General features: G+C 60.5%; 25 protein-coding genes. 9 read left to right on the forward strand and 16 right to left on the reverse strand.

The window, feature by feature from the left end; all coding sequences use genetic code 11:
- Positions 1 to 144 precede the first annotated feature (144 nt).
- From NKH97_RS10700 to NKH97_RS10715, 4 genes are all read left to right on the forward strand, one after another.
- Positions 145 to 543: a GFA family protein gene (locus NKH97_RS10700; protein ID WP_023810373.1), complete on the forward strand. Its 399-nt coding sequence runs from the start codon at positions 145 to 147 to the stop codon at positions 541 to 543.
- 184 nt (positions 544 to 727) lie between these two features.
- The gene (locus NKH97_RS10705; protein ID WP_013532087.1) at positions 728 to 925 is read left to right on the forward strand and encodes a hypothetical protein; all 198 of its coding nucleotides are present in this window, start codon (positions 728 to 730) and stop codon (positions 923 to 925) included.
- A 188-nt stretch (positions 926 to 1,113) separates the two neighbouring features.
- On the forward strand, positions 1,114 to 1,986 hold the full coding sequence (locus NKH97_RS10710; RefSeq protein WP_127321898.1) for an undecaprenyl-diphosphate phosphatase: 873 nt from the start codon (positions 1,114 to 1,116) through the stop codon (positions 1,984 to 1,986).
- 76 nt (positions 1,987 to 2,062) lie between these two features.
- Positions 2,063 to 2,851: a phosphodiester glycosidase family protein gene (locus tag NKH97_RS10715; RefSeq protein WP_352796662.1), complete on the forward strand. Its 789-nt coding sequence runs from the start codon at positions 2,063 to 2,065 to the stop codon at positions 2,849 to 2,851.
- Between the two features lie 72 nt (positions 2,852 to 2,923).
- Here NKH97_RS10715 and NKH97_RS33310 read toward each other — a convergent pair whose 3' ends face one another.
- On the reverse strand, positions 2,924 to 3,199 hold the full coding sequence (locus NKH97_RS33310; RefSeq protein WP_245490376.1) for a hypothetical protein: 276 nt from the start codon (positions 3,197 to 3,199) through the stop codon (positions 2,924 to 2,926).
- Here NKH97_RS33310 and NKH97_RS10720 point away from each other — a divergent pair.
- From NKH97_RS10720 to NKH97_RS10730, 3 genes are all read left to right on the forward strand, one after another.
- On the forward strand, positions 3,087 to 4,088 hold the full coding sequence (locus tag NKH97_RS10720) for a glycoside hydrolase family 25 protein (protein WP_502897075.1): 1,002 nt from the start codon (positions 3,087 to 3,089) through the stop codon (positions 4,086 to 4,088). The genes NKH97_RS33310 and NKH97_RS10720 overlap by 113 nt on opposite strands.
- A gap of 154 nt (positions 4,089 to 4,242) precedes the next feature.
- Positions 4,243 to 4,851: a class I SAM-dependent DNA methyltransferase gene (locus NKH97_RS10725; RefSeq protein ID WP_352440177.1), complete on the forward strand. Its 609-nt coding sequence runs from the start codon at positions 4,243 to 4,245 to the stop codon at positions 4,849 to 4,851.
- 117 nt (positions 4,852 to 4,968) lie between these two features.
- Positions 4,969 to 5,934, forward strand: a complete 966-nt coding sequence (locus NKH97_RS10730) for a DUF3592 domain-containing protein (protein ID WP_352610592.1) — start codon at positions 4,969 to 4,971, stop codon at positions 5,932 to 5,934.
- Positions 5,935 to 5,940: 6 nt separating this feature from the next.
- Here the strand turns inward: NKH97_RS10730 and pqqE are convergent, their stop codons facing one another.
- The 9 genes from pqqE to NKH97_RS10770 form a co-directional block, all read right to left on the reverse strand.
- Positions 5,941 to 7,062, reverse strand: coding sequence for a pyrroloquinoline quinone biosynthesis protein PqqE (pqqE, locus tag NKH97_RS10735; protein WP_023810379.1), 1,122 nt, complete (start codon positions 7,060 to 7,062; stop codon positions 5,941 to 5,943).
- On the reverse strand, positions 7,059 to 7,355 hold the full coding sequence (pqqD, locus tag NKH97_RS10740) for a pyrroloquinoline quinone biosynthesis peptide chaperone PqqD (protein WP_128303310.1): 297 nt from the start codon (positions 7,353 to 7,355) through the stop codon (positions 7,059 to 7,061). The genes pqqE and pqqD overlap by 4 nt, the downstream gene beginning before the upstream one ends.
- The gene (pqqC, locus tag NKH97_RS10745) at positions 7,352 to 8,110 is read right to left on the reverse strand and encodes a pyrroloquinoline-quinone synthase PqqC (protein WP_292657822.1); all 759 of its coding nucleotides are present in this window, start codon (positions 8,108 to 8,110) and stop codon (positions 7,352 to 7,354) included. The genes pqqD and pqqC overlap by 4 nt, the downstream gene beginning before the upstream one ends.
- On the reverse strand, positions 8,107 to 9,045 hold the full coding sequence (gene pqqB / locus NKH97_RS10750) for a pyrroloquinoline quinone biosynthesis protein PqqB (protein WP_352796669.1): 939 nt from the start codon (positions 9,043 to 9,045) through the stop codon (positions 8,107 to 8,109). The genes pqqC and pqqB overlap by 4 nt, the downstream gene beginning before the upstream one ends.
- 153 nt (positions 9,046 to 9,198) lie before the next feature.
- Positions 9,199 to 9,294, reverse strand: a complete 96-nt coding sequence (locus NKH97_RS33315) for a coenzyme PQQ biosynthesis protein A (protein WP_013532074.1) — start codon at positions 9,292 to 9,294, stop codon at positions 9,199 to 9,201.
- Between the two features lie 166 nt (positions 9,295 to 9,460).
- On the reverse strand, positions 9,461 to 10,021 hold the full coding sequence (locus tag NKH97_RS10755; protein WP_352796672.1) for a PQQ-dependent catabolism-associated CXXCW motif protein: 561 nt from the start codon (positions 10,019 to 10,021) through the stop codon (positions 9,461 to 9,463).
- Positions 10,018 to 10,911, reverse strand: a complete 894-nt coding sequence (locus NKH97_RS10760; RefSeq protein ID WP_352796675.1) for a quinoprotein dehydrogenase-associated putative ABC transporter substrate-binding protein — start codon at positions 10,909 to 10,911, stop codon at positions 10,018 to 10,020. The genes NKH97_RS10755 and NKH97_RS10760 overlap by 4 nt, the downstream gene beginning before the upstream one ends.
- Positions 10,883 to 11,407 carry a c-type cytochrome, methanol metabolism-related gene (locus NKH97_RS10765; protein WP_127327544.1) on the reverse strand — a complete coding sequence of 175 codons (525 nt, stop codon included), beginning with the start codon at positions 11,405 to 11,407 and terminating at the stop codon, positions 10,883 to 10,885. The genes NKH97_RS10760 and NKH97_RS10765 overlap by 29 nt, the downstream gene beginning before the upstream one ends.
- A 176-nt stretch (positions 11,408 to 11,583) precedes the next feature.
- Complete coding sequence (locus tag NKH97_RS10770; protein ID WP_023810387.1) at positions 11,584 to 13,485, reverse strand: methanol/ethanol family PQQ-dependent dehydrogenase; 1,902 nt, start codon at positions 13,483 to 13,485, stop codon at positions 11,584 to 11,586.
- A 686-nt stretch (positions 13,486 to 14,171) separates the two neighbouring features.
- Between NKH97_RS10770 and NKH97_RS10775 the strand changes: the two genes are divergently transcribed.
- Positions 14,172 to 14,525 carry a hypothetical protein gene (locus tag NKH97_RS10775; RefSeq protein ID WP_023810388.1) on the forward strand — a complete coding sequence of 118 codons (354 nt, stop codon included), beginning with the start codon at positions 14,172 to 14,174 and terminating at the stop codon, positions 14,523 to 14,525.
- Between the two features lie 118 nt (positions 14,526 to 14,643).
- Here NKH97_RS10775 and NKH97_RS10780 read toward each other — a convergent pair whose 3' ends face one another.
- The 6 genes from NKH97_RS10780 to NKH97_RS10805 form a co-directional block, all read right to left on the reverse strand.
- Positions 14,644 to 15,507: a quinoprotein dehydrogenase-associated SoxYZ-like carrier gene (locus NKH97_RS10780; RefSeq protein ID WP_352610600.1), complete on the reverse strand. Its 864-nt coding sequence runs from the start codon at positions 15,505 to 15,507 to the stop codon at positions 14,644 to 14,646.
- Positions 15,508 to 15,624: 117 nt separating this feature from the next.
- Entirely contained in the window at positions 15,625 to 16,596 is a 972-nt protein-coding gene (locus NKH97_RS10785) for a quinoprotein relay system zinc metallohydrolase 2 (protein WP_352793681.1), read from the reverse strand.
- Between the two features lie 34 nt (positions 16,597 to 16,630).
- Positions 16,631 to 17,371 (reverse strand): ABC transporter ATP-binding protein, encoded by a 741-nt coding sequence (locus tag NKH97_RS10790; RefSeq protein WP_023810391.1) that lies wholly within the window; start codon positions 17,369 to 17,371, stop codon positions 16,631 to 16,633.
- Complete coding sequence (locus NKH97_RS10795; RefSeq protein WP_128303314.1) at positions 17,340 to 18,164, reverse strand: ABC transporter permease; 825 nt, start codon at positions 18,162 to 18,164, stop codon at positions 17,340 to 17,342. The genes NKH97_RS10790 and NKH97_RS10795 overlap by 32 nt, the downstream gene beginning before the upstream one ends.
- Complete coding sequence (locus tag NKH97_RS10800) at positions 18,161 to 19,147, reverse strand: ABC transporter substrate-binding protein (protein ID WP_352793680.1); 987 nt, start codon at positions 19,145 to 19,147, stop codon at positions 18,161 to 18,163. Before NKH97_RS10800 ends, NKH97_RS10795 begins: the two co-directional genes overlap by 4 nt.
- A gap of 33 nt (positions 19,148 to 19,180) precedes the next feature.
- Positions 19,181 to 19,390 (reverse strand): hypothetical protein, encoded by a 210-nt coding sequence (locus NKH97_RS10805; protein ID WP_023810394.1) that lies wholly within the window; start codon positions 19,388 to 19,390, stop codon positions 19,181 to 19,183.
- Between the two features lie 363 nt (positions 19,391 to 19,753).
- Between NKH97_RS10805 and NKH97_RS10810 the strand changes: the two genes are divergently transcribed.
- Positions 19,754 to 20,134 (forward strand): c-type cytochrome, encoded by a 381-nt coding sequence (locus tag NKH97_RS10810; RefSeq protein WP_023810395.1) that lies wholly within the window; start codon positions 19,754 to 19,756, stop codon positions 20,132 to 20,134.
- Positions 20,135 to 20,145 lie beyond the last annotated feature (11 nt).

Below are 20,145 nucleotides of genomic sequence, written 5' to 3' on the forward strand. Positions count from 1 at the left end.
CATGACGGCTTTCGGCGTCATGACTTCAGCCCCACTCGCATCAGCATAAGCGATGACGTTGCATCAAAGCTTTTCAATTGACCCAATCGGCCGCGCCGATACCTTGCGCGCCTATTCTCCCCCACCAGTGGATCGATCCGGACAATGGCAAGATATGACGGCGGATGCCTGTGCAAGGCGGTGCGCTACCGCGCGGACGCGGCCCCCATCAACGAACGCGTCTGCCACTGCCGGGTTTGCCAGAAGGCGATCGGCGCCGCCTTCAACGCACGCGTCCTGTTTCGCATCGACGACGTGACGATCGACGGGCCGCTGGCGACCATAAACTCTTCGCCGGATCTCAAGCGCGGCTTTTGCCCGAGCTGCGGCACGACGATGTTTTCCCGGCGTGATTCCGCTGATATCATCGGCATCACCACCGGTTCGCTCGACGATCCCACGGTTTTCAAGCCGCAAATGCATATTTTCACCGCCTCGAAGCAGCCCTGGGTGGTGCTCGATGACAGCCTGCCGAAATACGAAGGCGCCCCTCCGCCAGGCTAATTTTCCCCTTTCCCTTTGTTGTGGAAGAAGGTGGATCGACGCGCTACGCCAGCGAGAAGGAAGAACGCAACCATGGCCAAAATTTAATTCAAATCGACACGAGGTAGCCGGCAAAGCGTCATTGGCGGGCCATCATTGTCTCCCTATTTATGGGTCGCGGGTACGGCATTCGAGGAGACGACGGATGAACGACAGCATCAGCACCCTGGACGAGCTTTTGAGCGATCCGATGGTCCTGCTTGTGATGGAGCGCGATCGTGTGCGCCCCGAACAGGTGCGCATGCTGCTCGAACGGGCTCGCCGGCCTTCGACCGATGAGCCCGAAGTGCCGCCGGCGCATGTGATCGCCAGGACATGCCAGAAACTCTGGCTCTGCCCGTAGTCGCTTTGCGATTTTCCCTGTGTATCTCAAGCCGGCTCCAAGGTGGGCCGGTTTCGAACGGCGTGCACTTCGGCACGCCAGCTTACAAATCCGTAAATTGATTATCCGGCCCATGACGATAAGGCTTGTCGGGGATTGACCGGTGGTCGGTCCACGCAACTCTGATCTCTCATGCACGGAATTCGATTTTGGCCGACATCTGCACACAAGGCCTGGACACGGGCTTCGTCGGGCTGGGGTTCGCCAAGGTGGCGTTCCTCGGCGTGGTGCAAGGCATCACCGAACTGTTGCCGATTTCCTCGACCGCCCATATGCGCATCGTGCCGGCCGTGCTCGGCTGGCAGGATCCTGGCTCCGCCTTCTCCGCCGCCATGCAACTCGCGGCTCTTGCCGCGGTGGTCAGCTATTTCTGGAGTGATGTCAGGAATATCCTGTTTGGTTCGTTCGACGCTCTGGCGCGACGCGATTTCGCCGACCGGCATTTCAAGCTGGCGCTCTGGATCGTGCTGGCGACGATCCCGATCGTCATCGCCGGCGTGGCGCTGTCGGGCGTGCTCAACGCCTGCAATTCGCCGCTACGTAGCCTGACGGTGATCGGCTGGGCCTGCATCGCAATGGCGATCTTGCTGGCGCTGGCCGAGATCTTTGCCCGTCACCGGCGCAGCATGGGCGGTGCGTCGCTGACCGATGCGCTGCTCGTCGGTGTTGCCCAGATCGGCGCGCTTGTCCCCGGCGTCTCGCGCTCGGGCTCGACCCTGACGGCGGCACTGGGGCTCGGCTTCAAGCGGGCCGAGGCGGCGCGCTTCTCGTTCCTGCTCGGGTTGCCGGCGATTGCACTCGCCGGCCTTAAGGAACTCTGGGAACTGCACAAGGTCCATCTCGACGCCCATGGGTGGTCGGTCCTTGCCGTCGGGCTGGTCGTCGCCTCGATCTCCGCCTTCTTCGCCATATGGGGGCTGATGCACGTGCTGGAGCGTTTCTCGGCCTGGCCGTTCGTCATCTATCGCGGCCTGCTCGGCATCGTCTTGTTGTTGAGCGTCGCCATGGGATGGCTTGCCTAAGTCCAGCGCCTTTCACAGTATCGCTTGAAACGGGTTATATCCGTATCGGACCTCGAACTTCGATTCCGGTAAGCGCATGGATTTCCTGACCCTCTTACAATCATTGCCGTTGCTGCTGGCATTGGCCAAGGGCGCACTGCCGTCGGTGGCGGCATTAGGCATGGGATTTGGCCAGTGGGTCGCCTCACTGCCGCCATGCCGGGACTTCACCTTCGAGGCGACCAGCTATCTCGTTTGCGAGGTCGATCCGAAACGATATCAGCTCGAGCTGTTCTGGAAGGATGCGGCGGGCAAGCCGTTTCAGTCGCTGCACAATCTGCATGCCGCGCAACAGGCAGCAGGTCGCACCATGCTGTTCGGCATCAATGCCGGCATGTATCACCCGAACCTCGCTCCGGTCGGCCTCTATGTCGAGCGTGGCCAGGAGATGGCCTCGGTGAAAACGGGATCTGGAAGCGGCAATTTTTCCCTGCAGCCGAACGGCATTTTCTACATTCGCGACGGCAAGGCCGCGGTCCGTGCCACCAGGGATTTCGTGAAAAGGCGCCCGACCGTCGACTATGCGACGCAATCGGGGCCGATGCTGGTGATCGACGGCAAGCTGCATCCGAAATTCCAGGCCGACGGCACTTCGCGGAAAACCCGCGACGGTGTCGGGGTGCGAAAGGACGGCGTCGCGGTCTTTGCGATTTCGAACGGCACAGTGACCTTCCATGCCTTCGCCCGGCTTTTCCGCGACGCGCTTGGCTGCGACAACGCGCTGTTCCTCGACGGCACGATATCAAGCTTGTTTTCGCCTGCCATCGGCCGCAAAGACGACTACTGGAATCTCGGGCCGATGATCGGCGTTTTCAGGAAATCCTAGCCGGTTTTCCACCGCGCTTACCCACACGCGGTATGGGCGAAAAAAATTGATTCAAACTTTATTGGTAATTTCTCATTCATAACTGATCCGGTTTGTCCGTCGGCTGTCGTTTTGCCCTCGGTCTGTTGTGTTTTGAGTACAGGTCCAGATGCGGATTCCGGGCGTCGTCAGTTTTTTGATCGCATCGCTATGCCTTGCCGGCTGCTCTTCAACGGCCGGCGTCGACGCGCTGGATTTGCAGAAACCGTCCAACGAGACCACCAGTTCCGTGATTCGGCCGCCGGCACCGATCGCCGCTGCTCCGGCGGCAAGGGGCAACAGGGCGGCAAGGGCCGAATTGGCCCCCATGTCTGACAACGGTCCGAGGCGCCCGTTTGGTTTGGCGGAGGAGGAAGAGACGGGGGTGTTTGCCGCACCTGATGTGCCTGATCCCCAAGTGCCTGATGTCGGCGGGTTGCCGGTCGAGCCGGCAGCCTTGGTGTCGCCGCCCAAGCTGTTGACCCGCGCGGCACCGGCCATGCTTGCCGGGCCGCTCACCCGTTACGGTTTTCGTGATGCCAAGCCTATCAATTTCGGCAAGGCTTCGCCTCGCCGCCTTGCAGTGCACGGCGTCGACGTCTCGCGTTGGCAAGGCAACGTGAATTGGGACAAGCTGCGCGCCCAGGGCGCCAACTTCGCCTACGTCAAGGCGACCGACGGTGGCGACCACCTCGATCCGATGTTCATGAAAAACTGGCGCAACGCCGACGCCGCCGGCTTGAAGCGCGGCGCCTATCATTTCTTCTACTGGTGCCGCACGGCCGGCGAGCAGGCGGACTGGTTCATCCGCAACGTGCCCAGGGTCGAAGGCGCACTGCCGCCGGTGATAGACGTCGAGTGGAACGGCGAGTCCAGCTGCAAGCGCCGGCCGTCGCGCGAAAAGGTGCTGGAAAAGATGCAGGTGTTCATGGACAAGCTGGAGCGCCATTACGGCCAGCGTCCCATCATCTACACCGCGCCCGATTTCTACCGCGACAATCTCAGGGGCGAATTCCTCGACTATCCGTTCTGGCTGCGTGCCGTGGCCCAGCATCCGTCAAAGGTCTATCCCGGCCGCAAATGGCTCTTCTGGCAGTATTCCGGCTCCGGCCTGTCGCACGGCGTCACCGGCCGTATAGACCTCAATGTCTTCCATGGCGACGAACGGCAATGGCGCGCCTGGGCCGGCGGCCGGCAGACGGTAGCCGACGCCAACTGAGACAGTCGTCAGTCCCGGCGCGCTTCGCTCTGCTTGATGCCCGCGGTCTGGGCAAGCGCGATATCGGACTGCTCGATGGACACGCTTCCGCCGGCAGCATTCGCTGAGGAAAGTGTCCGGCTCTTTGACCGACATGGACGCATGGGAGGAAAAGATGGGTGTGTCATCGGAGGCTCTGGCGCAGAGCCGTCAAACGATCAGCGCCTACGAGGATTATGCCGAACAATATGATGCCACCGTGCGCCATGTTCCCAACGAGAGGGAGCAGGCATCGCTGAAGCGCCTGGTGGCAATCGCCGGTGCAGGCGGCCGGATTTTGGAAGTCGGGTCCGGAGCCGGATATGACGCGGATTTTCTGGAGACTTTGGGTGTCAAAGTCCGGCGCACCGACGCAACCAAGCGGTTTCTGGAACTGCAGGCCGCGCGTGGCAAGCATGGCGAGTTGCTCGATCTCATCACCGATGATCTCGGCGGCCCCTACGACGCAGTCCTGGCCCTATGCGTCCTCATCCATGTGCCTCGCGACGAGACCGACCAGGTACTTGCCAAGATAGCCGGGTCGCTGCGGCCGGGCGGCGCCTTCCTCGTCTCGATGCGCAATGGCGACGGCGAGACATCAGGCGAATATCACATGGTCTACTGGCGCAGGGACGACTTCGCGGCCCGTCTCGAAGGCGCCGGGCTCGTCCTCATCAGGGACGATTTCAACGTCGGCCGCGATAGCGAAGAATGGAACACGTTCCTGGCCGTCAAGCCTGCATGACCCGCCGAACGCTGTCGCTGTTTGCGCTGCTCAGCCTTTTCAGATTTCGCGAATAAGCAAGACATTGCCGCAGCCTTGCTGTCTATGTGAAGTTCCTGCACTCCTGGGGGAGACGAGTTGGAACTCAAGATCATGCTTGTCGGCTTTGCCTGCGTGGTCGCGGGCGCGCTGTCGTTCATCACCTTCATGAAATGGCGAGAGGTGAAAGCGCTCAGCCGCTGGTTGCCGGCCCCGGGAAAGATCATTTCCTCGCGCGTCGAGGCACGTGAAGTGAGAAACTCGGGCGTTGGCTCGGACAGCAGCGATACCACCGAAATGCGCAATTTTCCGGCGATCACCTTCGAATACAAGGTCGGCGGCAAGAAATTTCAAAGCTCGCGCTACAGCGTGAAGGAGAATTTGGGGAATTTCGAAGTCGCTGAAACCCTTGCCCAGTTTCCCCGCGGCGCGGAGGTGACTGTCTTCTACAATCCGGCCGATCCGAGCAAAGCGGTGATCGAGCGCACACTGCCGGACGGCGCCTTCAAGTTCATGGTCCAACTTTCGGCAGGATTGGTGATCGGGGCGGTTGTGCTGGTGTTTTCCGTCGGCGGTGTTCTGGAAGCGATTGGGCCGCATTTGCCCAAGCCGCAGAATCTCGGTGCCGCGGCGTTGCTGCTTTTTATGGGCTTGTTCATCCTGAGCATGGGTTTCGCCCAGAAAGCGTTAGCCGAGCAGGCGGCAAAATGGCCGATCGTCGCTGGCCGCATCGACACTTCAGGTCTGCAGGCGCTCCGAAACCATTCAGGCTATGGCCGCTGGCGCACCGTCTCCAAATCCCGCATCGTCTACTCCTATGGCGTCGCCGGCCAGCGCTACAGCGCCGATCGTGTGACCTTCGGCGCCACCGTGACCGCCTCGCTGCCCGGCCTCGTCGGCGGCCAGGCACGGCAATATGTCGAAGGTAGCAAGGTCGACGTTCACTATGACCCCGTCAACCCCGGCTCAGCGGTGCTCGAATGCCGGGTCCGGGGGCTTGGGCTGCTATGGATCTGCTCGGCAGGCTTTCTCGGCGGCGCCGCCTTTCTGCTCGGGCTGGTATGACACTGGTCAGGCGGATTCGGTCATGGCGCCGATCCGCCGGTAGACGAATGGTTCTTCTCTCGAAGGGGCTGTGGCAATGCGCTTGGCTTCGTCGACCAGCATTGCCATGCGAGCATGGATCGGCGATTTCGCGCAAGCCGGGTCCGTTGCAGCGGCATCGCCGGCGATCGCCATCGCCTGGCAGCGGCAGCCGCCCCAGTCGATCTCGCGCCGCTCACAGCCGCGACAGGGTTCCTGCATCCAGTCCGTGCCGCGAAAGGCATTGAACCCCGGTGAATCGGCCCAGATCGAGGACAGCCTGCGTGGTTCGAAACGCTCGAAGCTGAGAGACGGGATCGTCTGTGCGGCATGACAGGGCAGTACGGTGCCGTCAGGCGTCACCATGAAGGCGTCACGCGCCCAGCCGCCCATGCACGGCTTGGGATAGATCGCAAAATAGTCCGGCGTCACAAAATCGATGTTGATGATGCCGGCCAACCGCTCCTGTGCCTCCGCGACGATCTCCGCCTGCCTGTCGACCGCTTCACGCTCGGGCATCAGTTGATCGCGATTGGTCAACGCCCAGCCGGCATACTGCACATTGGCGATCTCAAGCCTCTCCGCGCCCAGCGAAAGGGCGAGATCGATGAATTCCGGCACTTCCTCGATGTTATGGCGATGGATCGGTGCGTTGATGGTAAGAGGCAGACCGGCAGCGCGCGCGCGGCGTGCCGTCTCCAGCTTCTTTTCGTGAGCGCCCTTGTGGTTGCCGATGCGATCGGTGGTCGCCGGCCGCGCACCCTGAAAGCTCAGTTGCAGATGGTCGAGACCGGCTTCGGCAAATGCCTCGATACGGCCCTCGACGATGCCAACGCCCGCGGTAATCAGATTGGTGTAGACGCCGCGCCCCGCAAGCCCGGCGATCAATTGCTCGAGGTCGCGGCGCAGTGTCGGCTCGCCGCCGGACAGATGCACCTGCAGCACTCCGAGATCGGCTGCCTCCGAGAACAGAGCGAGCCAGGTCTCTGTGTCGAGTTCGCGATTGGCCTTCAGCAGTTCGAGCGGATTGGAGCAATAAGGGCATTGCAGCGGGCAGCGATGCGTCAGTTCCGCCAGCATGCCGATTGGAGGGAGGAGGGGCGTGCTCATAGCCTCACCAGCAGCTTGTCCGACCATTCCTGCAGGAAGGCGATGACGTCGGTCGCCACGGCCTCCTGTTCAGCCTCATAATCCGCGGCAAGGCCGGCAATGATGTCACCTGCCGTTGCCCGTCCATCGCAGCGGCGCAATATGTCGAGACTGACATCGTTCGGCCAGAATATCTTTTCCGGTGAAAGCACGGCGAATGCCTGCCGCACGGAATCGTACTGTATGCGCACGTGCTTCGGCAGCGAAGGTACCGACCGCAGCGACACCACGGCTCTTTCGCGCAGCGCCATCATAGGGCTGCCTCAGGCTGGAAGGCGCCGGGCGGTATGTTTCCCTGCTCGCCATAGGCGTGTTGAAGCGCATCAAGCATGGCCCAGAGTATATCGCATTTGAACACCAGTGCATCGATTGCCTGCTGCTGGCGCTCCGCCGTATCGGCGTGGCTGAGCACGTAGGCGAGGGCGAAGTCGGCGTCACGCGAGGCCTGTTCGGGCCGTTGCCTGAAATAGGCCAGCGTATCCTCGGTGATGTAGTCGTATTTGGCCAGCATTGCCGGCACCCGCTCGCCGATGATGAGTGGCGAGAACATCTCGGTCAGCGACGACGCGACCGCCTCGAACAGCGTCCGGTTTGTACAAAAGGAAAGGTAAGCGCCCACCGCGAAGCGCGTCGCCGGCAGCGCCAGCCTTTCGCTCTTCACGGCCTCGGCGTCCAGGCCGAGCGAAGTTGCCAGATGCAGCCAGCGCGCGATGCCGCCGCTCCAGCCGTCCTCGCCGTCATGATCCTCGATCCGCTTGCGCCAAGCGGCGCGAAACGCCGGATCCTCGGCATGCACGAGGATCATGGCATCCTTGCGCGGGATGACCGCCTGATAGCAATAGCGGTTCAGCGCCCAGGCCTTCATCTCGGCCTTTGACAACGCGCCGCTGGTCATCCTGTGGTGAAAGGGATGGCGATTGTGATAGCGCTCGGCGCCAACCTGCCTCAATACGGCTTCGAGAGCGCTCGTGGAGAGTCCGCCTTTGGCTGCATCGCGGAAGTCGCTCAAAATTCCATCTCCATACCGTCGTTTGCGATTTCCCAGCCTGCCGCCTTGACCGCCGCGTGCTCGGCGGAATTCTCGTCAAGGATGGGGTTGGTGTTGTTGATGTGGACGAAGACACGGCGGCTAACCTTCACATCGGCCAAGCCTGCGATCGAACCCAGTTCTCCCGAGATCGCCAGATGCCCCATGCGCGCGCCGGTTTTCTGACCGACGCCGGCGACGATCATCTCGTCGTCGGTATACACCGTGCCGTCGAACAAAAGACAGGCGGCATCGGTGAGACGCGCGCGTAAGCGCGCATCGATGCGCGCGCAGCCTGGGATATAGAAGACGGAGCCGCGGCTGCCGATGCCGGCAATTCGGACTCCGATCGTGTCACCTGCGTCGGAGCTGAAATTGGCATCCGGACGGTCTCTATCCTCCAGATAGAGTGCTATCTTCCCGGGCACGGGAAAGGGCTCGATCATCACGCCGGTATCGCGGCCTTCTGCGTCGCAGATGGCCAATTCTTTCGCCGGCGGCAGGATGCGCCGCGGCACAAGCGCTGGATCGAGAACGTTGAAAATCGAATTCGCCTCCAGCGTCGCCAGAACCTGCGCCGTTGCATAGATGGCGAAAGGCTGCCGTTCGCGTAGGCTGAGCAGTCCGGCGATATGATCGACATCGGCATTGGTCAGCACCACCGCGCGAATAGGCGTCGAGCGCAGCGGCGCATCGCCCGCAGGCTGCAGTTCAGGTGTTGCAGCGATTTGCTGGCGAATGTCGGGCGAGGCATTGAAAAGAACCCAGCCGAACCCGTCCGCGGAGGCGGCGATACTGGACTGGGTTCGTGAACGCACCCCGGCCATGCCGGTGCGAGCCGCACGACTCAGACGGTAGTTGCAGTTCCATTGCGGAAAGCCGCCGCCCGCCGCCGCTCCGATGATCCTCAAATGCATGAAAATGCCCGCGCGCCGGCTTCTCTGACCTGCAGGCAATTTGCAGTCACAAAAAACGCTTCGCGCGCTTTGCGTGCGTCAAAATCTTTCACGAAAATCCCATGCGGCGAGGGGATGCGCGCCCCTGTCGCCAGGGACGCGCACCTCTGCGGCCTACTTCTTGGGAGTAATTTCAGCAGGCAGATACCGTGAAATTTCGAAGCCAGCGGCAACCTGACACATGGTCGGTTTTTTCCAGTTCTTCTTCATGACATTTCTCCTCTTATACCAGCCCGAAGGGACCGATCCTGTCGTTAGTCAACCATTGCAGGGCACCGACGCAATGGCTCGTCCATCAAGTCTCAAAATGGACAAATGAAACAATAGGTTTTGAAAAGTTGAAAACAAACTATCGAGAATAATTGCAGTCCTTACTTCAATTGTTCGTTGTGTAGGGTTTTTTCTCCTCCAGTGGAAGGTTTGCATCTTCCCACCCATCAGCGCCGAGCGGATACCAGATTACCGAACTGTAGCCCCACTCGACGGCCCGTTTCGCCGCATTCCACGACATCCAGCAATTCGTCATGCAGTAGAACAGAATCGCGCGCGACTTGTCCGTCCCGGCCTTGGCCTCGAGGCCTTGGCGAAAATAGCTGGCGGTCTCCTGCGAAATAGCGCCGTATCCCACATTGGCCAGCCATATGCTGCCTGGAATGTCCTTTCTGACCTTGTCCCTCCATATGGTTCCTGCCGGCAAATTGGTCGGTTTGGGCGTGTCCGGCATCACGTCGAAGAAGATCGCCTTTTTCGCTCGCCACAGCGCTTCCGCTTCCACCGTCGTCACCACCCTCGCGCCTTGCAGCGTCCGCGGCACCGGCGCCCGATAGTCGTCCATTCGGTAACCGCTGGGTTCGGCGACATCGCCAGCCCATGTCGGCTCGGTCAGACCCAGAAGGCTCGCGGCGACCAGCAAGAAAATAGTCTCCCTTCCATTCATTGGGTAATCAGGTTGTCCTGTTCGTCGATCAGCGGCACGTTGTAGCTCAGCAGGATCCTGGTGATCTCCGCCTGGTTTTCCCTGATCACCCGGTTGAGCGTCCGCTTCCATTCCTGGTCGGACGGACGTACGCCCATGGTGATGCGGTAAGACATGCGCGAGCCGGTTTTTTCCTTCACCAGTGGAACGATCGTCACATCAGCTCCGAGTTCCCTTGCATAGTAACCTGCCATCGGTCCCCACAGCACCGCCGCATCGATCTTGTGTGCCAGCATGTCCTTGATCATGACCTCTCCCATGGATGGGGTGACGCGCGTATCCACCGCAAGCGGATAGATCTTGGCGGTCCGCAGAAGCTTGTTGGCGGCCATGTTGGCGGTTGGCGGCGTGCTTTCAACGACGCCGATCGTCTTGCCCGTGAGTCTGGGATCCTCGATCGTTTCCACGCCTTCCATAACTTTGCTTTTCGGATGCACCAGCACATAGGCGGAGCGATAGTAGGCGTTGGTGTTCTGCACCAGCTCATCGCCCTGGGCATAGCCCATGATGATGTCGCATCGGTTGGCCCCCAACGTATTGCGCACGAAGCCGGTGATCGTGGGAAACCAGGTGTAGGAGACGGACTTGCGCCCGGTTTTCGCGGCAACCAGTTCGGCCAGCTTGTTTTCGAATCCTTCGCCGCTCTTGTCGGTGAAGGGCATATTCGAGGGATCGGCGCAGACGCGCAGAATGTCGGGATCGACCAGTTCTCCCGCCGCGCCAAGGCCGGCGCTTTGCGCATGCGCGTTCGACGGCAGCAAGGCGAGTGTGCCGAGGATCGGCAGAACGACGCGCAGCTTCAATGCATCGCGGCCAATCATGTCATCCACCCATGCAGGATGCTTCGGCATCCTTCGCCGCCTGGGCCTTGTCTTCGTGCTTGGGCGGCCGTCCGCGGGGCGCCGCGCCATCTGCGCGCGCGCGCAGGTAGATGTAGAGGTCGTCCATGTAGCAATAGACATTCTTGTTGTCGCCAAAGGCAGGCATGACGTTTTCCTTGCCGCCGCCGACATTCTTGCGGCCCTCGGCGACGATCGAGAGGAACGTGCCGTAATCCATGTTTTTCAAGCTGTTGACCAAAGCCGGCGCATAGCTCGAACCTGTTGCGTCCTGCCCATGGCAGACATGGCAATCGGAGTGATACCGGCGGTAGCCGCTGAACGTGTACCAATCGACGGTTCCGTTTTCGATCTTGTAGGTCGGATTTCCATCCGCATCCAAATACTTGCCGCCTTCTTCCTTCACCGCCTTGGCTTTTTCCATGCTGTCGTCGGCCTGGGCGACGCCTGAGCTTGCCAGAGGCAGCAGAGCCAGGACCAAAGCCGAAATTACAATGCGAACGGACATTCAAACTTCCTTCATTTGCCAATGGACACGGTTTTGCTGGCGCGACCGGCATTGATCGGTGTTTTGGGTGCGTGACCGAATCGAGAGCCCGGCCATGGCTTCCGGATGATCCGGGCTCTCGTTCTTCAAGCCTTTGGTCTCACAAGACCTGAGGCGTTCTCAAGGTTCCCAGCGCATCAATCCGGGAGACCGAAGACGGTGAGCTGACCGCCCAGCGTCGTGTAGTCGGCAAGTGCAGCGTAACCGCCGACGGCACCAAGACCAGCGGTGCCAACGACCGCGGCCTCGTCGCCTTGGGCACGGCCCTGATCGACGGCGCCATGCCAGGCAGCGGCGTTATCAGGCGAAAGCAGACCGCCTGCCAGGCCGATACCTGCCCAGCCACCGACGCCGGACAGAACGGCGATGTACTGCTTGCCGCCCTGCTCGTAGGTCGTGATGTTGCCGATGATGCCGGACGGGGTCTTGAACTTGTAGAGTTCCTTGCCGTCCTTATCGACCGCCTTGATGTAGCCTTCGAGTGTACCGTAGAAGACGACGTCGCCATCTGTCGCCAACGCACCCGACCACACCGAGAACTGCTCGGGCTTCGACCAGACGATCTCGCCCTTGGCCGCATCCCAGGCAATGAAGTTGCCCATGTTGCCGTCGCCGCCAGGTGCGGGATACATCGACACGGTGGCGCCAACATAAGGCTGACCGGCGGTGTAGCTCACCTTGTAAGGCTCATAGTCCATGCAGACATGGTTGGTCGGGACATAGAACAGCCCGGTCTTCGGCGAATAGGCCGCCGGCTGCTGGTCCTTCGTTCCAAGCGCCGCCGGGCAGATGCCCGTCGAGTTGGTGTCTTCGCCGTTCTGCTGGGTCGAATATTTCGCCACGACCTGCGGGCGACCATATTGTTCGCTCTTGGGGTCCATGACGACTTCCGTCGCCCAGTTCACGGCCGGATCGTATTTCTTGGCGACGAGAAGGTCGCCGGTGGCGCGATCCATGGTGTAGGCGAAACCATTGCGATCGAAATGCACCAGCACGTCGTGCTTGGCGCCGTTGACCTCCATGCCATCGACGAGGATCATCTCGTTGATGCCGTCATAGTCCCATTCGTCATGCGGGGTCATCTGGTAGAGCCATTTGGCAACACCGGTATCCGCATCGCGGGCCATGATCGTCATCGACCAGCGATTGTCGCCGGGGCGTTGTACCGGGTTCCACGTCGAGGGATTGCCGGTGCCATAGTAGACCAGGTTCAGCTTGGGATCATAGGAATACCATCCCCATGTCGTGCCGCCGCCGGTCTTCCACTGCTCGCCTTCCCAGGTGTTCGTGCCGGAGTCCTTGCCCACCGGCTTGCCGAGATGCGTGGTCTTCTCGGGATCGAGCAGGGTGTCTGCGTCCGGACCTTCCGAATAGGCTTTCCAGGCGAGTTTGCCATCTTTCAGATTGTAGGCGGCCAGCCAGCCGCGAACGCCGAATTCGGCGCCGGATACGCCGATGAGCACCTTGTCCTTGACGACGACGGGAGCAGCCGTGCCGGATTCGCCCTTGCCGCCATCGGTCTGGTCGCCGTTCTTGACCGACCAGACGACCTTGCCGGTCTTCGCGTCGAGGGCGACGACGGTGGTGTCGGCCTGATTGAGAATGATCTTGCCGTCACCATAGGCAACGCCGCGATTGACCGTATCGCAACACATGATCGGAATGACGTTGGGATCCTGCTTGGGTTCGTATTTCCAGAGGATCTTCCCGTCATTCTTGAGATCGAGCGCAAAGACATTGTTCGGGAAAGGCGTGTGAACATACATCACATCGCCGATGATAAGCGGTCCACCCTCGTGGCCTCGTAGCACGCCGGTGGAAAAGGTCCACTTGACCTGCAGGTTCTTCACATTGTCCGCAGTAATCTGGTTGAGTTTGGAATAGCGGGTGTTGGCGTAGTCACCCGTCTGCATTGCCCAGTTCTTCGAATCCGAAGCCAGCTTTGCAAGGTCCTCGTTAGCCGACGCCGTAAAGGCCGCGCCGAGCGACAGAAACGCCGCAGTGGTTAGAATATAGGTAGCTTTCGTAAATACACGCATCCGAATTCCTCCCGAGGTTCATAGTGATGAATCATTTGCTGAGCCCACAAGGGCTTGCCCAAGCGATTCACGGGGGGGAAATATTTCCGGCAGCGTGTCACGACCTAAGCCAGATGTGCAGAGGGCACCGTTACTGCCCACCTCACCTTGGCCTACGAAAGACTGTCGCCGCTCCCTAATGACGGTGACGCCCTTGAAGCCGGAAACAGAGTGAGGCTATGTCATCGCAAAACGCTAGGCAAGCAAAAAAGCCTGGGTGTTTTTTTGCACCGCAATATCGTAAATGATGCGGCGCAATATAAGGAAATAAGTATGGTAGTATTTGTTAGATGAAGTATTTCTGATTGAGAAATAACGGTGGGCCGGATAAAATTTGATTATTTTTTGAGTTTTACATTTCACCTAAGTGTGGATTTTATTTGGAGGTATTCACTTCGATGTCTCGGCATGGCCATGTACGTGCCCCGTTGGGAAACGATAGTGAGCCAAGCATGAGATGATCGTTGGAGTTGGAGCGTGGACCGGGGCATGGGGCCCCCATGCGGAACCACCGTCGACCAGCACTGCATTCCTCCTTTGGTCGTATACGGAAGCCATGGGCGCTTGACTGACTCTGCGGCACGTTGCCAACTGCCACGGTGATCCCGACTGGGCGCATCGCGCCCAGCCCAACCGGAGGTTTTCCCGTGATCAGATATGTTGGATTTTCGACTTTGCCGCTGCTCCTTGCCGCGCCGCTGGCCTTCGCAAACCCGGCGGGCGCCGCGGGAGATTACCCGACAGCAACGATCGCCGATTACGTGCTCGGCTGCATGCAGACGAACGGCCAGACACGTCAGGCGCTGGAAAGCTGTTCCTGCTCGATCGACGTCATCGCCTCGATCCTTCCCTACGACCACTATGAGAGAGCCGAGACTTTCAAGAGCATGTCTTTGACCACAGGGGAAAACGCGGGGTTGTTTCGCGAAAGCGCACCGGCGAAGGCAGCCCGCACCGAATTGAAGCGCGCGCAGTCGGAAGCCGACGTGCGCTGCTTTTAGAGCCTGCTCCCTCCGCAAGCCGGATGGAGTACCATCCTTTGTCTGATCCTCGCGAAACGAACTCCACTTTCGGGATCGAGCTGGCAAGCAGCCGGCATTACGGCGCAAGAGGGATACTTCAGAGACCTGCTGTCTCCAGGGGCCACTGATTGCGGAATGTCTTGCCATCCGTGTCGATCGCTTCCACCTGGATTTCGCCGTTGCCGTGCACGCTGAAATCGAACCGGAAATTGGGGTCTTCCGAAATCGATATTCCACCTTCCATGGAGAGGATCGGCCGGCCGGCTTGGGAGATCGACAGTTTCTGGACAAAATGGGCCGGTATGAAATACTGGGTCAGCGGATCCCGCTGCAGGCCCGAATTATTAGGGTGCCGGATCATCAACTGCAGTTCCTCGGTCTTGGTCATCGTCTCTTTGGGCGGGAACTGGCGCAGCTTCATCTGACCCATCGTTGCGTTGGCCTCGTCCTGGTTCTTGACCGCAGGGGCGGAGCATCCGCCTGATGCCTTGACGAAGGTCTGCATCATATGGAGTTGGCCGCTCTGCGTCTCAGCGATGGCACGCAGATAGGAATAGTCGTTGACGCGCACGCGCGTCGACAGATGCGTCACGCCGGCATCCTTGCCGAGCTGGAACGTTGCCGCCACCGGTGCAGGGTTGGCATCGATGATCAAGGTAACGGATTTGATGCCGTCCGGCGCCTTGGCTGGATCGAGATAGATGTCGACGGGCACGATGGCGGCATCCTGCGCCCGCTTCGGCGCTTCGATCCTGACGACCCCGGTATCGACCAGAATTGCCCGATCGCCGAACACGTCGCCCTTCAAATCCTGCCAGATCCTATCCGAGGACGCGGTTGTTTGCTGTGCGCTGGCGGTTCCCGAGGAGCCGAGCAGCGTGCCGATGGCCAAGATGATCGCGACGAAAACGGATGCGAGCGGCAAAGCGAGCTGCCGGCTCGAGTAAGCGTGATTTTGCATTTCGATGCCTCCACCAATGCAAGAGAGGTGGTGCCCAGGCTGCGTTGAGGATAAGCCTTTGGCGACACCTTGGCAAATCGCCGTGCGTTACAGGTACCTGACGCGTGTCGGCATCGTCTATTCCCATTCGAGTTCGGCAAATGCGGCCGTTGCGTTGCGCTCGTTGTAATCGTCGAACAGGTGCCAATTATCCCGTTCGGTTTCGCCCGCGGTTTTAACTGCTTCGCGCAGCGGCGTTCCGTCGGCGATCGCCTTTCGGATATCGCGCGCCAGAATCTCGAAATAGCGTCGCTCCTCCGCCAGCGCCTGTGGCCAGTCGGCCGTTACAGGACCATGACCTGGAACGACGCGCGCGGCGTCGATCGCGGTGAGCGCATCCATCTGGCGGAGCCATCCAAGCAGTGATCCGTCGAGCGTCGGCAAGGAGCCTATGAACACGAGATCGCCGGCAAAGAGCGTTCTGGTCGCGGGATCGAACACGGTCAGGTCGTTGTCGGTGTGCGCCGCCTTCCATGCGCGCAGTTCGATCATGCGCCCGCCGAGGTCGAGTTGCAGGTGATCGTCGACCAGCATGGTCGGCGACACGATCTCGATCCCCTCCATCAGCGCCTCGCCAAGCTGTTCGCGATAGTTGTGCAGATAGAATGCACCACGCGCCTCGAGAGCACGCGGCAGATTGCGGTGACCGACGATGGTCGCGCCGATCTTCCGGAATGCCGCATTGCCGAAGATATGGTCGGGATGCATGTGGGTGTTGACCAGGAAGCGAACCGGCTTTGCTGTCAGCTTTCCGATCGCGGCGAGAAAGGCGTGCGCCTCGATCAGGCTGCCACCGCTGTCGATGACGGCAACCACATCGGTGCCTATGACGGCGCCCAGATTGCAGATCGCACCGTCGTTGGCGGCGGTCATCAACTCATCCGCGCCCTGGAAGGCGAAGACGCCGTCGGCGATTTGTCTGACCGAGAACCGCAAGCTGCCGCCTGCGGCCAGAGCGGCTCGTCCGAGGCAGCATGGCAGCAAGGCGGCGCTGGCGGCGGTGCAGGCGAAGCCACTCACAAGCCTGCGTCTTAGCAGATCAACCGACATGAAGGCCTCCGATATGCATTTCGCCTGCTGGCGATCAGGTGACGTCCGGAAATCTATGATGGAACGACCGCAGAAGGTCGCTCATCACCTGCGAATTGCGATGTTGCCGTGGCAGCCGTACGTCGAACACGCCGAGCACATGGGTTGGCCGCGGCGCGAGCACGATGATGCGGTCCGACAGCATCAGTGCCTCGCGTAGATTGTGCGTCACCATCAAGGCGGTCGTTGGCCGTGCCGACCACACGGTCAAAAGCAGATGCCGAAGCCGCTCGGCGGTCTGTTCGTCGAGCGAGACAAAGGGTTCGTCCAGGAAAAGCACCGCCGGCTCGGTCGCGAAAGCCCTGGCAAGTGCTGCCCTGCGCGCAAGGCCGAGCGACAGTTCGGCAGGATAGAGCGAGCGCATACCGGCGAGGCCGAGCGTGTCGAACAGCCTGTCGAGATTTTTCGCTCTCAAGCTTTTCGGCAACGCCAGCCTGACATTCTGTTCCACCGTTCGCCACGGCAGCAGGGTCGGTTCCTGGAATACGGCGGCGATGCGGTTCGAACCTCCTTGCGGCAACTGGAAGGAGCCGGAAAAGTCTTTGTCCAAGCCAAGCAGGATACGCAGCGTCGTGGTTTTGCCGCAGCCTGACGGTCCCAGCAAGCAGGCGAATTCGCCTTGCCGGACCTCGAAGGAAAGGTCCTGAAGCGCCGTGATCGAGACGCCTCGCGCGGACCTGAAGGTCTTTTCGGCGATGTCGACCTTAAGCGGGACGACGGCGCCAACGGGTTGCATGTCGTTCAACGGGCTGCACCAGGAGAAGTTCAATGACAAGCATCACCGCCACGAAAGCCAGCGTGTAGGCAAGAATGGCGGCGACATCGAAGAGCTGGAAATAGAGATGGATCTGGAAGCCGACACCGTTCGAGCGGCCGAGCAGTTCGACGACCAAGACGATCTTCCAGATGAGGGCGATGCCGGATCGCGATGCGGCGGCAAGATAGGGCTGCAATTGCGGCAGCAGGATATGGCGGATGCGTTCAAGGCGGCCGAAGCGATAGACGGTGGCCATTTCGGCGTAACTTGGATCAAGCGCCCTGGCGCCTTCGCGCATCGTCACCACGACATTCGGGATCTTGTTCACCGCCACCGCGCCGATCGCCGCCGCCTCGTTGAGGCCGAACCAGATGTAGCCGAGGACGATGACCACCAGCGCCGGGATGTTGAGGAACAGGATCACCCACGGGTTGAAAAAATGGTCGACACGACGATGGCTGCCGAGCAAAACGCCGATGACGGATCCGATGATCATTGCGACGATATATGCCGCGGCGACCCGGCCGAGGGTCACGCCGAGATGGTAAAAGAGATCGCCGTTCGCAGCCTCCCTGAGAAGCACCTGCCAGACCTGCCCAGGTCCTGGAAAGGCACGGCTTGGCCAGACGCTTGCCGCAAGGTTCCACAGCAGGCAAAGCCCGAGCAGGGAAACCGCTACGGTCAGCGCGGGCACCAGTGCCATCGCCAGGCTACGTCGGCCGGACATGCTCGGCGGGGCATCACGCGTGCCGCCGGTTTCCAATGCGGTCATTTCCGGGGTTCCTGCCAGAATGTGCCGGGCGCCATCTCCGGTGCGCTGCCGACCAGCTTCGCGCCGCCGATCGCCGCCAGCACATGGTATAGCCTGCCGGCGTCGGCCGCTTCCTCGGCGACCGACCGTCTGGGAATGCCCTGGCGGTAGCGATCGCGCAGCTTTTCCAGTTCCTTGCCTTCCGCGCGAATGATCGGCGCCAGGCGCAGCCATTCGTCATCGGATCTGGCCAGCAAGTCCTTGGCTTGCGCGGACGCCCTCACGAAACCCCTGACGGCATCCGGGTTCTGGTTCGCCCATTGGTCATGGAAGACGTAACCGAGCGCCGAAACGGGTCCCAGAGCCCCGAGCGTCTTTGCCGCGTCATTCACGCCGATCAATCGACGGAAGCCATTGGCCTCGAGACGCGCGCAAAAATGCCAGAAATTCAGCACTGCATCGAGTTCGCCCTGTATCGCCTTTTCCGAAATCAGTGGCGGCGCGCCAAAGACGATGTCGCTGGTTGCCGACAGGTCGACGCCGACATCGCGTCTGGTCAGCGCTTGTATCAGCAGCCAACTCTTGTCGAGCGGGCCGCCGGCGACGCCGATCTTCTTGTCCTTGAGATCGGCGACCGTCCGGATCGGCGAATCCTCCTTCACCATGATCGCACCCACCGCGGTCGAATAGGGGGTCAATGTGAGGTCGCCGCCTTCGGAGCGCTGGCGCGAGACCCACAGCCAGTCGGAGACGATCATATCGATCGCGCCAGCCAGCATCGCGACGTTGGTTGCATCCTCGCCGGCGAAGTCGATGATCTCCAGACCGATCCCGTTCGCGGCATCGAATTTGTGCTGCCTTAGCGTATCGAGTTCCCAACTCACGGTTCCAAACTTCAGCACACCGAGGCGAATCCTGGCTGCCGCAACGCCCGGCCTGGTAGCAAGAACAGCGGCTGTCCCGAGAACCGCCAGACGCAACGTCATGCGCCGTGAAACCATCATGACACCTCCTCCCCAGGGTTCCGCGCTGCCAAATCAAATGGCTCGTTCCTTGTTTGGAAATGCGCATTTCCAGCGCATGACCTTGAGGGTCGGGTGTTCTTGGGACCATTTCGCGATTTCGCTGGGGGCAAGGATCATGCATTGGAACAGAGTGCCGCGGCTCTCGAAATAGAGATGTTCGTCTCGGCAATTGCTCGGATTGGCGCTGAGGCAAACCGTCAATATGAGATCGACCATGTCCATTCAGCACCTCTTGCGCGTTCCCAAACGCTCATCCCGGCGAGCTCAGCCCAACCAGAAGCGAGGGCAAAATCACCGTTTGCCGGATTTCCCGAGGTGCCAATGGAGAAACCGGAGTGAGGTCAAGCTACGCGCTCGCCGGATCACCGTCAACAAAGACGAATGGACGGGTCTGTTGAGCACCCAGGCCTCTAAACCTTTGTACGATTGACTTTCACAACATGCCAATTAGCTTCTGAATCACGCGGCGCGGCTCCACGGGAGAAGCGGATATTCCACACCACCGCGTAAGGCGCATGCCGACGGATCAAAGGATCGGCATGCGCAAATCGTCCAGGGCACCCAGACGATCAATGAGGAAATGCCATGCGCGCAATCGCATTTTTCGCAGTCATGTCCGTTGTGCCCTTCATCGCGAGCCAATCCCAGGCACAGGATGCGGCGGCGGGTGAGAAGGTCTTCGCCAAATGCAAGGTCTGCCACGTCGCCGACCAGGACAAGAACAAGGTCGGCCCGTCGTTGAACGGCGTCATAGGCCGAACGGCTGGAACACACCCGGGGTTCAGCTATTCTCAGGCGATGGTCGCGGCTGGCAAATCCGGCGTCAAATGGGATGAGCCCTCACTGAAGACCTATCTTCACGATCCCAAGGCCATGGTCAAAGGAACGAAGATGGCGTTTGTCGGCCTCAAGCAGGACGAAGACATCGCCAATGTCATTGCCTATCTGAAGCAATTCTCGAAATAGAGCGCAGCCGG

This window comes from Mesorhizobium sp. M0870 (assembly GCF_040319775.1).
GTDB lineage: Bacteria > Pseudomonadota > Alphaproteobacteria > Rhizobiales > Rhizobiaceae > Mesorhizobium.